Origin of the sequence: Thermonema rossianum DSM 10300 (genome assembly GCF_000426825.1) — a bacterium.
GTDB classification, from domain to species: domain Bacteria; phylum Bacteroidota; class Bacteroidia; order Cytophagales; family Thermonemataceae; genus Thermonema; species Thermonema rossianum.
Genome location: NZ_AUGC01000005.1, coordinates 170920 through 185459 on the forward strand (window position 1 = coordinate 170920; position 14540 = coordinate 185459).

The window sequence follows — 14540 nt, forward strand, 5'->3', positions numbered from 1 at the left end:
TTTGATTAGTACAAATATACATTACCATTCTATATTTTCTCTACTTTGTTGACGCCCTTTTTTTCGCTGAAGATGGTGTCTTTCGTTATTTTGAATAGATTGCAGTATCTGTTGTATGTTGCTTATCTTTGGAGTAGGCTTGTTTTGATTTTCCGACGGGCTTGGTATAGGAGCGCGTTCTTTTTGCCTGTGTAATAGTAATTCCAAGTTATATGCGGCATCGGGGAGGGGGTAGGCTATCAACGAGTTTTTGAAATGCCGGATAGCTTGGGCGGAATGCCCTGCCTCAAAGGAAGCTACACCTTTTATAAGATGAATGTAAGCCCGCTGTTTGGGGCTGCACTGATTCATAGCAGGAAGTGGGAGTTGTATGATGGTTTCCCACGCCTTTGCTTGATAATGGCAAAGTAAAGTAAAAATGTAGGTGTCCGGGTTATTTACCAATGAGTATGCCTCCCATGAAGCCCCGGCAGCTTGTTTATACTGTTTTTCTGCATAAGCTATTTTTGCTTCTTCTATATGATAATTATACAAGGGGGCCACAAAGTAAATGTATAATAACTGCAGCCATGTGAGACCTAATATCATCGTTTGAAGTGGATTAAGGGTAGGGGAAAAGACAAATCTAAAATTAAAAACAAGATAGCAAGCAGCAAAGGCATGTGATAAATATTGTCAGTGGCTATATGTTGCCTATTGGTGATCGTCGTGCTGTTTTCGTTAATGTTTCTAATCAATGTGGCTGTATCATCCACTTCCGGCGCAATTTGATACACTCTGCAATCGGTAAGTTTGTTGCATAGTTTATTCGCATTTTCAGGTATGGCTTTACTAATTACAGCCCGTCCATCTTTTTTGAGTACGCCACCTTGCCATGGAATATACTCACCGGTGACACTTCCTACCACCACTTGATAAAAGGAAAGATTGTATAAGGTTGCCTCCCGGAACAAAGAAGCAGCGGGTAGTTCACTACTCTCCCAATCGCTGAAACATATAATAGAGTTTTTTACGCCTTCTTTATGATTTTTTTTGACATTTTCCATAGCAAGCGCATAAGCTTGGCTGATATTAGAGCCACCACCTGAAGTAAGCCCAAAGGTCATAGGAGGAATATATAAATCTAAAATAGCCTCTTTATCATGAGTAAGTGGGCAGTAAATGAGTGCTTCATTGGTGAATAATATGATGCAATAGCTACCGTTTGTTTGCTGTATGATTTGAGATAAGGTATATTTTGTGCGTTCGAAACGCCCGGGTGGAGTGTCTTGAACACGCATGCTGTTTGATAAATCTACAAGTAAGTACATGTGGTGGTTGTCTGCACTCACTTCTTCTTGCACTATTTTTTTAAACGGCGCCAACAGCGCCACAATCACGCAGCTAATGGTCAGTAAGCGAAGTACACTCTTGAATAGGAATGCTCTTCTGTTGTAATGGAGAAAAGGATAGCGTTTTTCTATGATATATACCTTTCGCCAGTTAAGCAATAAAAACAGCGCAAATACGCTGAATATACCAAACTCAAACAAGGAGGGGGGGAGTAAAAAGTGCATACCAAACCGCTTAATGTCCTGTGCAAAGTTACATAAGACAATGGTATTTTAATTGAAAAAAATACAACTTTAATGGCTTAATCTTCAATATTTTAAATTTTCTTTTTAAAAAAAGTAGTTAATTTGTTTGGACAATATGGAATAGTGCTCTATATTTGCATTGCAATTCAACGGAAAAGGAGAGGTGGCCGAGTGGTCGAAGGCAGCAGTTTGCTAAACTGCCGTACCGCCCAAAGCGGTACCGCGGGTTCGAATCCCGTCCTCTCCTCTAACAGTTCGGGGCGTGGCGCAGCCCGGTTAGCGCACCTGCTTTGGGAGCAGGGGGTCGCAGGTTCGAATCCTGCCGCCCCGACTTTTCTTTCTCAATACATGAACACACAAGGTCCCGTAGCTCAACCGGATAGAGCAACTGCCTTCTAAGCAGTCGGTTGCAGGTTCGAGTCCTGCCGGGATCGCTTAGGTACTAAATGGCTTATTCTTATCTCAAAGAATAAGCCATTATTTTTTATCTAAAAAAATAGGGAAGGTGTAAACAACATACCTTCCCCAATTGCTTATAAAAGGGCTCGTCTTTTATCTCTTGTCCATGGGCACGTAGTCTCTTTCATTAGCGCCCACATAGAGCTGACGAGGACGGCCAATAGGATCGCCGTTTTCGCGCATCTCTTTCCATTGAGCAATCCAGCCCGGCAAGCGTCCTAAGGTGAACATAACGGTAAACATGTTGACCGGTATGCCCATGGCTTTGTAAATAATGCCGGAATAGAAGTCAACATTCGGATACAGCTTTCTTTCTTTAAAGTAATCGTCATTCAAAGCGGCGTGCTCCAGCTCTTTTGCAATATCCAACAAGGGGTCTTTGATTCCCAGCTTATTCAATACGTTATCTGCTTGTTGTTTGATGATACGTGCCCGCGGATCGAAGTTTTTATATACACGGTGCCCAAAGCCCATCAAACGGAAATCAGAGTTTTTGTCTTTTGCCATTTCAACGTATTTCTTCACATTGCCGCCGTCTGCTTTGATCATCTCAAGCATTTCTATCACTTTCTGGTTGGCGCCACCGTGCAGCGGTCCCCACAAAGCGCTAATACCTGCTGAAATAGCGGCATAGAGGCTTGCATGCGAAGAACCTACAATACGTACAGTAGATGTCGAGCAGTTTTGTTCATGGTCGGCATGCAAAATCAAAAGGACATCCAGGGCACGGGCTACCACAGGGTCAACCTCGTAGTCCTCCACCGGAAGAGCGAACATCATGTGCAAAAAGTTCTCGCAGTAGTTCAAGCTGTTCTTGGGGTAGTTGACCGGGTGCCCCTGCGAGTTCTTATAAGACCATGCTGCCAAAGTAGGTACTTTAGCAAGCAAGCGGATGATGTTTAAATCGGTTTGCTCTTCAAAACTTAGTGCAGCTTCTTCGGGACGCGGATAGAAAGCAGAAAGAGAAGACACCAATGCCGAAAGCACGCCCATGGGGTGTGCATTGGCAGGGAAGCCGTCAAATATTTTCCGTATATTTTCATTTACCATTGTGTGGCGAGTAACCTTGTTTACAAAGGTTTCGTATTCGCTCTTCGAAGGCAACTCGCCATAAATAAGCAAGTAAGCTACCTCTAAAAAGGTAGATTTTTCTGCCAGCTGCTCAATGGGGTATCCACGGTAACGTAATATCCCTTTTTCGCCATCCAGAAAGGTGATGGCGCTTTTGGTTGAGCCTGTGTTTTTGAAGCCCAAATCTAAAGTGATCAATCCGCCGGTCTCTGAGCGAAGCTTGCTGATATCCAAGGCTTTTTCGCCTTCTGTACCGGTAAGAACCGGAAGCTGGTACACCTGACCGTTGTAATGAAGTTCAGCGTATTCTGACATAGGAACTATTTGTTTATGTTTTTACCTCTCAAAAAACCTCAGCTAAATTAGAAAATTTTAAGTAAAAGGGAAAGAATGGCGGTTTATTTAATGTATAAAATCAAGATTCGAATGCTTACTTCACCACCTGCTTAACATAATATTTTTTATAAACATTTCAGCAAAAGTGCCGACAAAATTCCCCACACAAAACTCACCAACGTACCAACTAAAATGTATTCCGTCAGCTTTCTATCTTTAGACTTTGACAGGTCACCAAAACGAAAGACTGACTTTGCTGCCAATAAAAAACCTATGGCTGCATAAAAGTTCAAATTGATAAACAAAAAAATTAATAGTCGTTCCAAAATGCCTATATATGCGCCGGCTTGTGGGAGAGAGCTGTGATTCAGGGCGCCCAAACGCCATCGTTGCATAAATATCCCAATGGCAATAGATGCCACATAGGTGTTTAAAGACAGGGAGACGAACAGACTTAATAGTGTATGAGTATCTAAACTCTCTTTCAAATGTATGGCTTCCTTTGGAAACAGAAGCAGGGTCAAACCGGCAATGACACTCACATGCAGGGATTGGTCTATAAGGAAGCCCCTAAATCCGGATAGATAGTAAATCTTTACAATGTCTATCAGCAGATGTGAAGTAAATAACAAAATATATATGTAAATATACATTCCGGATATTTCTTGTAGAAGTAAAGCCGTGAGTATAGCATGCAACAAGGCGTGCGCATACAACCATATGGACTGTATCCGCTGTCGAGCCTTGTGTGCTACGATGTACTTGTTTTGGAGCAAGAAATCGGCAGCAATATGAGCAGCCAATAATTTTAAAAAGAACAGCTGCATTTATATTCAATTTGGTCTTTGAAAATATTTATCATTTCCTTTAGTTCTACGTAATGAGCTCTTTTTAGTGCTTCACTGATGGTGCTTTGTGCTTTCCCTAACTGTTCTGCCAATTGTATTTGCGTGAGGTTAGGATTTTGCAGCAGGGCATACAACGCACGGGACTCTGCCACTGTCCATTTGTCGGCAAAAGTAAGCGCCAGGTGCAAGACCAAGTTCCAATATTCATCATATTTTTGTCCAAAACAAGACTCGAGCGCCATGTTGTATTGCGATAAGCTATCGAAAGCTTGGCCGGAAAGGATATACGCTTCCCCGTTAGATTCCGCCAGGCTGCGTCCGCTGTAAGTCTCTTTGCCTATGCCAATACCTATACGCACGTCCAGTCGTACGCTACGCAAGGCACTTTTCAATAAAAAGCAAGCAAGGAGTGCCTGTGGTGCCTGCACCTTTAACTGAAAGCTGTCCCCCCGGTAAAGTATCCAATCTGATGGTGTGCTTCCCCAGTAAGCAAGCGCCTCTTGTAAAATGGGAAGCCATTGAGCAGTGGGTGATGAACGGGAGGCTATTATATCACCTGTTAGGACTGCAAGAATCAATATATTATCGGTTTTTAAGGCTATATGTTATGTATATTGTCTTTTTAAACGATATATGATTCATCAAGGTTACTATTTCCCAATGCAAAACTTTGAGAAAATATTGCCCAGCAGATCTTCTGTAGTGATCTCTCCGGTGATTTCACCTAAAAAGTGTAGTGCTGCCCGTACATCCATGGCCACCAAGTCACTTGGTAATTGCGAAAGCAAACCATGTTCTGCCTGCGATAGTGCCTGCTCTGCTTTTTCCAGAAACTCGTAATGACGGGCGTTGGTAACAATGATGTCTGTTTGAAGAGATGCTTCCCATTGCTGCACTCTGCGAAGAAGTTCTTTCTTAAGGCTTTCTACATCTTTCTCATTTTTGGCTGATATGAATATAAGCGGGTAGTTTTCGAGTGTTTTCTGTAGCATAGATATCTTATGTGACTCGCCGGTAAGCATATCTATTTTGTTGCCCAATAAAATATAGGAAAGCTTGTAGGTTTCCAATTCCCGGATGGCAGCTTCTATCTCTTCGGTGGTAGCAGTATTTACATCAAACAAATAAAGGACAATAGACGCCTCTTTCATTTTTTGCCGGGCACGCTCTACACCTATTGCCTCGATTGCATCGCTTGTTTCTCTTATGCCAGCTGTATCTATAAAACGGAAGGTGATGCCTTCAATAGTAATTTCATCCTCTATCACATCACGGGTGGTGCCCGCTATGTCCGACACAATAGCCCTTTCTTCCTGAAGAAGCGCATTTAAAAGCGTGGACTTCCCTGCGTTGGGTTTCCCCACAATGGCTACCGGTACACCTCGCTTGAGGACATTGCCATAGCGGTACGATTCTTTTAAATGATGTACGACCTGCTGTATTTCTCTAAGCAGGTTGAGTAGTTGTGTCCGGTCGGCAAACTCCACATCTTCTTCCGAGAAGTCCAACTCCAGCTCCAGTAAGGAGGCAAAATGAATCAACTGTTCTCTTAGTTTTTTTATCTTAGAAGAAAAATGTCCACGCATTTGTTGCATGGCAACTTTATGCGCTGCCGATGATTGCGAGGCTATCAGGTCAGCCACGGCTTCTGCTTGCACCAGGTCAAAGCGCCCGTTTAAGTAGGCTCGCTTGGTAAATTCACCCGGTTCGGCCATGCGGGCTCCTGCTTCCAGCAACAAGCTCAATACTCTTTGTACAATATAAGGAGAACCGTGTGTCGAAATTTCTATGCTGTCCTCCATAGTAAAGGAGCGCGGCGCTCTAAAGGCTGCCAAAAGGACTTCATCTACTACTTCGTTGTTAAAGTCAACTATTTTGCCAAGGTGTAAAGTGTGTGTTTCAATTTGGTCTATATCTTTTCCCTTCCATATTTTTTTCACTATCCGGAAGGCCTCCTTCCCCGAAATTCTGATTACCGCCACGGCTGACTGCCCGGGAGGGGTTGCAGGAGCTACGATCGTATCCCAATTATTTTGATTTTGCATATAACCAAGGTTTTAAAAGTCCCTTTTTGGGAGATACAAAGATAGCCACTAATAAACATATGCCCATGCTGAGGACAGTTGCGCCACTTACAGAGACGCCCCACCACAGGGCAATGAAATAACCGGATACAGCACACAAAATGCCCGTAAGAATGCAAAGTCGGAGCATAGCAGACAAACTATAACTAAACAGATAGGCAATAGCAGGTAATGCCGTGAAGTAAGCTATAACCAAGATAGAGCCAACCATTTCGAAGGAAGCCACGGTAGTAAACGAGACCAATCCCATTAAGGTATAATGTAAAATGCTTGTGGAAATGCCTATAGTGGAAGCAAAAACACCGTCGAAGCTCATCACTTTGAGCTGCTTATAGTTTAGCAATACAAAAGCCAGGTTTATAATGAAAATACCTAAAAGCAAATAAAACGCTTTAGGTCCTGCCACTTTTCCGTTTATAACCAAAACATCGAAGAGCGTATGCGACACTTCGCCATAAAGTACACACTCTTGGTCTAAGTCCACACGAAAGGCAAGAGAAGATATGAGTATGATACCTAAGGCAAACATAGAAGTGTAAATGCTACCTATAGAAGCATCCTCATGAAGGTTGTAACGCTTGGCAATAGACTCTATCAACCATACCGTAGCAAAGCCGGACAGCCCGGCACCTATAAGTAGCCATATAGACTGGAGAGACTCCGTGAATAAATAGGCGATAACTATTCCGGGTAATACCGCATGAGATATGGCATCTACCAGCATGCTCATTCGTCGCAGTATAATGAAGCTACCTAATATGCCACAGCAAGCGGCTGTTAAAGCAGAGTTTACTATAATCCACCAATCGCTAATCATGGTATATCTTTTTGATGAGGATCCTTTTTGGGAAAATTCATTATTGTAAGCAGGTGCGCTTCTACTTCCGGTGTGATGTAGTGCTCTATATCTTCGGCACTTTCATGCAAATGATCTTCCGGAAGTTGCAAGTATTCACTCAGGTATAACTCCCACAAGCGGTGAAGGCGGACAATGCGTTTGGATGCCGCTTTTCCCGCGGGAGTGAGCTGTATTTTGTTGTTAGAAAACTTTATCAACTTTCTTTTTTCGAGTTTTTTACAAATCTTTTCTATTCTGCTAAAAGACATTCTGGTTGCCTTGTGTAAAGCAAAGATATCTACTGTTTCTGTTTTAATTGACTCCATCAACTTGTAAAGAGATTTTAGTACATGCTCCTCATCTATCTTGTCTTGATGTCTTTTTTTAGCTTTTAGTTTACTATACAAACTATTGTATTTACCGAGTAGCAAACTGACTATTAACACGCCAAAAAGGCTTACAACTATTGCCGGACCTGTGGGGATGTGGGGGACCAGTAATGAAAGCATAATACCAAAAGCACTTGCTACAAAAGAGACCAAGCCGGCAACAATGATTCCGCCTGTAAAGGAGCGTTTCCAGAAATGTGCTATTGAGGGAGGAAGTACAAACATTGCAGACATAAGAACGATACCGACACTTTGGAGCCCGGTCATTACCAGCAGGCATAAAAAGACAATAAATAAAGCTTCCACTATTTTAAATGGAAAGTTCAGTGTGCCGGCAAACTGAATATCAAATACCCAGATCTTAACAGCACGAAACCCCAAAATAAAAAGGGTAAGAATTGCCACGCTGATGATAGCAATAACCTGTGCATCAAGGAGCGATAGGGTAGAGGCTTGACCAAATATGAACCTGTCTATACCGCTTTGGTTTCCCCATGGTAATTGCTGTATGTAAGACAAAAACAAAACACCTATGCCAAAAAAGATAGACAAGGTACTCGCCAATAAGATATCTTCCGATAATACTTTTTTTCTGTGCAAATACTGCACAATATAGGTTGCAAGCATAGCTGTACTGCTCCCACCCACCAAAAACCAAAATATATTTTTTTCGCGAAACACTAAAAAAGCTATACACACGCCCGGCAAGACGGCATGTGTAATTACGTCGCCTATGAGTGCCTGTTTTTTATGGAACAGTATGCTTCCCAAAACGGAAGATGAAACGCTTAAAAACAAGGCACTAATGAGTATATACCAGGTAGAAGGCAATAGCTCCATCATAAACTTTGTTTTATAATATGAGCGATTTTTGTTAAAGTTGTCAACTTTCCTCCATAAGTTTTTTGTAATAAATCCGGAGTAAAAGCCTGTTCAGTAGGGGCAGAGGCAACCAAATATCCGTTAAGCAGAACAACCCAGTCAAAGTATTCGTAGGCAGAGTACAAATCATGGTGAACAACTATAATGGTTTTCCCTTGTTCTTTCATTTCCTTCAGTAAGGCAACAATAGCATGCTCAGTAGCGATGTCGATGCCGGTAAATGGCTCATCCATGAAATAAATGTCGGCATCCTGCGCGATAGCTCTTGCCAAAAAAACCCGTTGTTGTTGTCCACCTGATAATTCAGAGACCTGTCGCTTTGCCAAAGGGGCAATTCCTACGCGCTCCATCGCGCTGCTTACGATTGCTTTATCCTGTGGCGTAAGTTTCTTTAGTAACCCTAAATAGGGGAAGCGTCCCATCTCTACCACTTCTTGCACGGTTATAGGAAAATCCCAATTCACCTCTTCTTTTTGTGGCACATAAGCTACTCGCTGTTTTACTTTACTCAATGACTCACCGAATAACTTTACATATCCACTATGAACAGGTACTAAGCCCATGATAGCCTTAATCAATGTGGACTTTCCTGCACCATTAGGCCCAATTACACCGGCCAATACGCCGGATGGAAGAGTGAAGTCTATATTCCAAAGTGCTGTTTTGTTATTGTAGCGCACACTCAGGTCGTGTACTTCCAGTATCGCCTTTTCAACTTGTTGTATCATGGTTTACTTAATATTATCAACTATTAATCGTGTGTTGAATAAAATCATCTTTAAATAAGTATTTGCAGGAGAGTTATCATCGCCCAGAGAATCTGAATACAAACCGGGTACAAGCTTCACTATATGCCCTTTAGACTTACAACCTTCCACTACACTTTGCAAGGCTTTGGGCGAAACAGTTGTCTCCGCAAATATGGCCTTTACATCGTTTTCTATTATGTAATTCACTAACTCCGTAACATCATATAAACCCGCTTCTGACATAGTGGAAATTCCCTGCAAACCTTTTACTCGTAATTTGTACCGGCGACCATAATACTCAAAGGCATCGTGGGCAGTAATTAATATCCTGCGTTGCTCCGGTACCGCTTCAAACATGGCTACTATATTTGTGTGGACACTGTCTATTGCCTGCTTGTACAAGCTTGCATTCTTGTTAAGATATGATTTCATGGAAGGGTAGTGGGTCACCAATTTATTAAGGGCTTCATCGGTAACTAATTTCATAAGGAAAGGGTCGAACCAAATATGCGGATCATAGGTAGAAGCACCCACCTGTATTAGTTGCTCTTTGGGTAATGCATCCCCCAAAGCATAACAGGGTTTTTGGCGTGCCAAGCTATTAAGCGCTTCGCTTAGCTTCCCTTCTAAGTGTAAGCCATTGTAGAAAATAATGTCAGCTTTTTTGAAAAGAACAAAATCCCTTTGCGTTGCTTTGTACAGATGGGGATCGACACCCGCGCTCATTATGCTGATGACCTCCATCGAATCGCCCGCAATGTGTCGAATAACATCGGCCATTATGTTTGTGGTGACCACTATGAGCGGCCGCTGTTGTGTGGCATTCTCATGCTTACCGGAAGAGCAGGCGCACAAATAAATGGCACATGCAGTAATAAATATTATGTTAAACAACAGTGATTTAATGGTTGCTTTCATGGTTTACAATGATTTGGGAGGCTACTAAGTGAGATAAATTTATTATTCGGTTGTTTATATCAACTTCTATGCTTAAATCAAAAGGTATTTTGTCGATAATAACAATACTCGAACCTATTGATAGGTTTATTTTATTCAAATAGCTTAAAAAGTCTTTTTCGTCATTTTTTACTGCAACGACCACTAATTCTACACCAATGGGAGCGTGAGAAAGCGGAAAACCTTCTATTGGCTGAAGTTTCCCGTCAGGGGAGGGGATAGGATCCCCATGAGGATCATACTTGGGATATCCCAAGTATTCATCCAACCGGCTAATAAGCAATTCACTTTCTATATGTTCCAGTTGCTCAGCGACAGGATGAATCTCTTCCCAGGTAAAGCCCAGACACTTTACCAAAAAAGTTTCCCACAAACGGTGTTTCCTTACTATGCTTAATGCCAGTTGTCTTCCTTTCGATGTCAGGCGTATTGGCTTGTAAGGTTCATAATGAATAAGCCCTTTTTTTGTTAATTTTTTTAACATATCGCTTACCGAGGCAGGTGTGTTTCGGAGCGTCTGTGCAATGGTTTGATTGTGCGCAGGCTCGCCTTTCTCCTCCAAAGCATAAATGGTTTTCAAATAATTCTCTTCCGAGAGCGAAAGCTTAAGCATGTCTGATAGCTGTTATTAAGTTGTTATATAGCGAATATATATCTAAGTTTTATAAAAAACAAAATTTAGACAAAACTAAATTTATTGTTAATGAATTTAACAATACGCTGTTAATTAACAAGTTACATTTGATATATTGATGGGTTTTCCGGGGTGCAGCCAGTGAAAATCTAAAAGCTCATAGGGTATCTGATTGGCGCGCAATACGCTTTGTGTGCTATACTCTGGCAAGGCGGTTATTTGGTTATGGAGTGCTATACTTCCTGAGAGGGTAGCTGTATTAAAACAGGGTAATCCTGTATCGATTAAATCTATTGCACCGGGCTTGTCATTGCAGGTATATTGTTCTATCTTCATGCCCAGACAGGTGTTTAATGCATGATTTCATGCAGAATAAAATTTTGATAACATTTATAACTCATTGTTAATCAGAAAAAAATAATTAGTTGTTTAAAGTAAAACTTAAAACTATGGAATTGGAAAACTTAATACTCAAGGCTTGGGCCGATCGCACTCTCCTGCAAGATGCAGCCACACAGAATGCCATTCGACAAACCATCGACTTATTGGACAAGGGGCAAATACGAGTAGCCTACCCTACCGGGGAAGGGGAATGGATGGTTAATGAATGGATAAAAAAGGCTGTTATCATGTATTTTCAGATTCAACCCATGGAAACCATCAAGATTGGACCTTTTGAATTCTATGACAAAATACCGCTGAAGTCGAAGTATGAAGAAAAGAAGGTGCGCGTAGTGCCGCATGCTATAGCCCGCTACGGCGCTTTCGTCAATGAAGGAGTCATCTTGATGCCTTCTTATGTCAATATAGGCGCCTATGTTGACAGTGGTACCATGATAGACACATGGGCAACTGTGGGTAGCTGCGCCCAAATAGGGAAAAATGTGCACATTAGTGGGGGTGTGGGAATTGGTGGTGTGTTAGAGCCGCCTCAGGCCGCGCCTGTTATTGTAGAAGATGGTGCTTTTATTGGTTCCCGTTGCATTATAGTGGAAGGGGTGCGTATAGGAAAGGAAGCTGTGTTGGGTGCCAATGTAACGCTCACAATGAGTACAAAGATTTTTGACGTATCGAATCCCGATGACGTGAAGGAGTTAAAAGGATACGTTCCGCCTCGTTCCGTGGTAATTCCGGGCTCTTATCCGAAAAAATTTGGCAATCAGGAGTTTCACGTGCCGTGTGCCCTGATTATCGGAAAAAGAAAAGAGAGTACAGACCTTAAAACTTCGCTGAACCAGGCACTCAGAGAGTTTGAAGTAACGGTGTAAGATGTAACATTTTTTAGTTACTTTTCGTATATTGCTGATATTTAACAAAGGTAGTGACCGCAATAACTTTAAAATACGAAAAGTACTAATACTATGTGCAGGCTATGGACATCTTCGCGTTACTGGGCAATGAGACTTATTCTGCTCTCATTGCCTTTTGCTGCATGCTCTCCTTACAAGCAAGCAATGAGAGGGGGCAAAAAGGGAGCAATAGCCCGGCAAGAACAACTGTTGAAAGAGTATCAAACCAAGTTGCTGCAGCTTAAAGAAGATTCAATGGAGCTTGCCCGTCAGGCAGATGAGTTGGTGCGTATGCTGGGGGAGTCGCAGCTCAAAGAGCGGCGCAATGCACAGAAACTGTACCAATACGCTCAATTGCTTGACAAAGCATCCGTTTATCAAGAGCAGCTGGAATACATACGCAGACAGATAGTTCATACATTACTTACTCATGAAATAGACAATATTCAGGTAGTGAAGGAAAAGAGAGGCGTGCGTATCACCATTTTGGATGAGCTTCTCTTCCCGCCCGGTAGCGCTCGTATTAACAGTGAAGGCCAGAATGCCATTAAATACCTAAGTGAAACCCTTGGCGAAATTGCCGGTATCACCATCATTATAGAAGGGCACACAGACAATGTTCCTCTCCGGAATCATCCTGTTTATAAAAACAATTGGGAGCTGAGCTTAGCGCGTGCTTCCGAGGTTGGGCGTTACATGGTTCGCTTTAATTTCCCCCAAGACAAGGTATCAATTTCCGGGAAAGGTGATTTGTATCCACTTGCCGACAACTCCACTCCCGAAGGGCGGCGCCTCAATAGGCGAACGGATATTATCGTTATGCCGGAACAAACCGAAATATTGAACATGGTTTTTGATGGCCTGGAAGAAGGAAACACCCAAAACACCATCGTTATGCCTGTCCGGCAGTTTATAAACGAAGGTGAAGAAAAAAAAAACTCAGCTTCGCTGAATGAAAAAACAGGGGAGAAAAACAACATAGAAGAAAACAGTGAAGTCATATATGGCACACCTGTTGGCAAGCTACGCAAGAATGAAAGCAATGCACAACAAGAAAAACACCTTACTAATCATCAAATAAGTTCAAAAACAAACAATGGCAATACATTTTCATTCAATCAAGTATGGAAAAATATGCAGCCATATTTAAGCGGGATAGAGAGCTATCTCGCTTTTTCGCCTTTATGGAAGGCTGCCGTTGTTTGTTACGTACTCTTTCAGCCGGAAGCAAATTGTAATACTCTTTTGATTATTTAAGCCTTAAAAAAGGAACGGAAGATAGAATCATATTGATGAATAGCACAAAAGGCAGCTTTAAAGCTGCCTTTTGTGCTTGAGGGGCTTTTGGACAATCATTACTTTTGGAAACGAGGTGATGGTTTTAGCTCCTTAGGATTACTCCAGTCATAAAAACCACGTCCGCTTTTGGCTCCCAGCTCGCCGGCTTCCACCATATTGACCAGTAGGGGACAAGGTGCGTATTTGTCCTTTCCAAAGCCTTCATAAAGCACTTTCAATATAAATAAGCATACGTCCAAGCCAATAAAGTCAGCCAATTGCAAAGGCCCCATAGGGTGTGCCATTCCTAACTTCATTACCTGATCGATTTCTTCCACACCGGCAACCCCTTGAAATAAGGTTTCAATGGCTTCGTTTATCATGGGCATTAAAATACGGTTGGATACGAATCCCGGGTAATCATTTACTTCTACCGGCACCTTGTTTAAAGCAACGGATAAATCCATTACGGTTTTAGTAGTCTCATTATCAGTAAGGTAGCCCCTTATTACTTCAACCAACTTCATAACCGGCACCGGGTTCATGAAGTGCATGCCGATAACTTTTTCCGGACGTTGAGTAACAGCGCCTAAGGTTGTGATAGAAATAGAGGAGGTGTTGCTTGCCAAGATAGCATGCGCCGGTGCGTGTGCATCTATCTGACGGAACAAATCCTTTTTGATGTCTATACGCTCAGTAGCCGCTTCTATTACAATGTCGGCCTGCTTAACAGCGGACGTTAACTCGGTAGAAGTAGCGATGCGGGCAAGGGCTGCTTCTTTGTCTGCCTCGGTCAATATCCCTTTCTTTATCTGCCTGTCCATATTGGCCGAAATGGTGGACAGAGCCTTGTCGAGGGCTTCCCGGCGAATGTCTACCATCGTTACTTGATAGCCGTGTTGTGCAAATACATGACAGATGCCATTTCCCATTGTACCGGCACCTATAACTACTGCATTTTTAATTTCCATAGTTGTTTATGTTTTTGTGAGTATTGAAGATTGAAAGACCTTCCAAAGGTATAGAAAAGTAGAAGTAAAATCAATGTTACATTTTTTATCACATGTTAATAACATATGTAAATTACAGTAGTAAAACCATTGCTTAACAAAAGTTAATTGTTAATTTTATACGCAAAATCAAGTCAAA

15 protein-coding genes and 3 tRNA genes are annotated in these 14540 nt (G+C 42.1%); 5 read left to right on the forward strand and 13 right to left on the reverse strand.

The window, feature by feature from the left end:
• Window positions 1-21: 21 nt before the first annotated feature.
• Together K384_RS04355 and K384_RS04360 are read right to left on the reverse strand one after the other, a co-directional pair.
• On the reverse strand, window positions 22-588 hold the full coding sequence (locus K384_RS04355; RefSeq protein ID WP_038029769.1) for a hypothetical protein: 567 nt from the start codon (window positions 586-588) through the stop codon (window positions 22-24).
• Window positions 585-1556, reverse strand: coding sequence for a VWA domain-containing protein (locus tag K384_RS04360; RefSeq protein WP_038029771.1), 972 nt, complete (start codon window positions 1554-1556; stop codon window positions 585-587). The genes K384_RS04355 and K384_RS04360 overlap by 4 nt, the downstream gene beginning before the upstream one ends.
• Before the next feature lie 178 nt (window positions 1557-1734).
• Here K384_RS04360 and K384_RS04365 point away from each other — a divergent pair.
• From K384_RS04365 to K384_RS04375, 3 genes are all read left to right on the forward strand, one after another.
• Window positions 1735-1824: transfer RNA gene (locus K384_RS04365), tRNA-Ser, on the forward strand.
• Window positions 1825-1833: 9 nt separating this feature from the next.
• A tRNA-Pro gene (locus K384_RS04370) sits at window positions 1834-1908 on the forward strand.
• A gap of 29 nt (window positions 1909-1937) precedes the next feature.
• A tRNA-Arg gene (locus K384_RS04375) sits at window positions 1938-2011 on the forward strand.
• A 118-nt stretch (window positions 2012-2129) separates the two neighbouring features.
• On the opposite strand, the gene K384_RS04380 is transcribed toward K384_RS04375, so the two are convergent.
• The 10 genes from K384_RS04380 to K384_RS13725 form a co-directional block, all read right to left on the reverse strand.
• The gene (locus K384_RS04380) at window positions 2130-3422 is read right to left on the reverse strand and encodes a citrate synthase (protein ID WP_038029773.1); all 1293 of its coding nucleotides are present in this window, start codon (window positions 3420-3422) and stop codon (window positions 2130-2132) included.
• 146 nt (window positions 3423-3568) lie between these two features.
• Entirely contained in the window at window positions 3569-4270 is a 702-nt protein-coding gene (locus K384_RS04385; RefSeq protein WP_038029775.1) for a DUF3307 domain-containing protein, read from the reverse strand.
• Window positions 4252-4869, reverse strand: a complete 618-nt coding sequence (locus tag K384_RS04390) for a MarR family transcriptional regulator (RefSeq protein ID WP_051633115.1) — start codon at window positions 4867-4869, stop codon at window positions 4252-4254. Before K384_RS04390 ends, K384_RS04385 begins: the two co-directional genes overlap by 19 nt.
• 72 nt (window positions 4870-4941) lie before the next feature.
• On the reverse strand, window positions 4942-6336 hold the full coding sequence (mnmE, locus tag K384_RS04395) for a tRNA uridine-5-carboxymethylaminomethyl(34) synthesis GTPase MnmE (protein ID WP_038029778.1): 1395 nt from the start codon (window positions 6334-6336) through the stop codon (window positions 4942-4944).
• Window positions 6320-7192, reverse strand: a complete 873-nt coding sequence (locus K384_RS04400) for a metal ABC transporter permease (RefSeq protein WP_084147123.1) — start codon at window positions 7190-7192, stop codon at window positions 6320-6322. Before K384_RS04400 ends, mnmE begins: the two co-directional genes overlap by 17 nt.
• On the reverse strand, window positions 7189-8445 hold the full coding sequence (locus K384_RS04405; RefSeq protein WP_084147124.1) for a metal ABC transporter permease: 1257 nt from the start codon (window positions 8443-8445) through the stop codon (window positions 7189-7191). Before K384_RS04405 ends, K384_RS04400 begins: the two co-directional genes overlap by 4 nt.
• The gene (locus K384_RS04410) at window positions 8442-9212 is read right to left on the reverse strand and encodes a metal ABC transporter ATP-binding protein (protein ID WP_038029782.1); all 771 of its coding nucleotides are present in this window, start codon (window positions 9210-9212) and stop codon (window positions 8442-8444) included. Before K384_RS04410 ends, K384_RS04405 begins: the two co-directional genes overlap by 4 nt.
• A 3-nt stretch (window positions 9213-9215) precedes the next feature.
• Window positions 9216-10151, reverse strand: a complete 936-nt coding sequence (locus K384_RS04415; protein ID WP_038029784.1) for a metal ABC transporter solute-binding protein, Zn/Mn family — start codon at window positions 10149-10151, stop codon at window positions 9216-9218.
• On the reverse strand, window positions 10135-10803 hold the full coding sequence (locus K384_RS04420; RefSeq protein WP_038029787.1) for a metal-dependent transcriptional regulator: 669 nt from the start codon (window positions 10801-10803) through the stop codon (window positions 10135-10137). Before K384_RS04420 ends, K384_RS04415 begins: the two co-directional genes overlap by 17 nt.
• A gap of 114 nt (window positions 10804-10917) precedes the next feature.
• Entirely contained in the window at window positions 10918-11160 is a 243-nt protein-coding gene (locus K384_RS13725) for a hypothetical protein (RefSeq protein ID WP_157630055.1), read from the reverse strand.
• 113 nt (window positions 11161-11273) lie between these two features.
• Between K384_RS13725 and K384_RS04425 the strand changes: the two genes are divergently transcribed.
• Complete coding sequence (locus tag K384_RS04425) at window positions 11274-12092, forward strand: 2,3,4,5-tetrahydropyridine-2,6-dicarboxylate N-succinyltransferase (protein ID WP_038029791.1); 819 nt, start codon at window positions 11274-11276, stop codon at window positions 12090-12092.
• Between the two features lie 186 nt (window positions 12093-12278).
• Entirely contained in the window at window positions 12279-13370 is a 1092-nt protein-coding gene (locus K384_RS04430; RefSeq protein ID WP_038029793.1) for an OmpA/MotB family protein, read from the forward strand.
• Window positions 13371-13468: 98 nt separating this feature from the next.
• Here the strand turns inward: K384_RS04430 and K384_RS04435 are convergent, their stop codons facing one another.
• Window positions 13469-14356, reverse strand: a complete 888-nt coding sequence (locus tag K384_RS04435; RefSeq protein WP_038029927.1) for a 3-hydroxybutyryl-CoA dehydrogenase — start codon at window positions 14354-14356, stop codon at window positions 13469-13471.
• Window positions 14357-14540 lie beyond the last annotated feature (184 nt).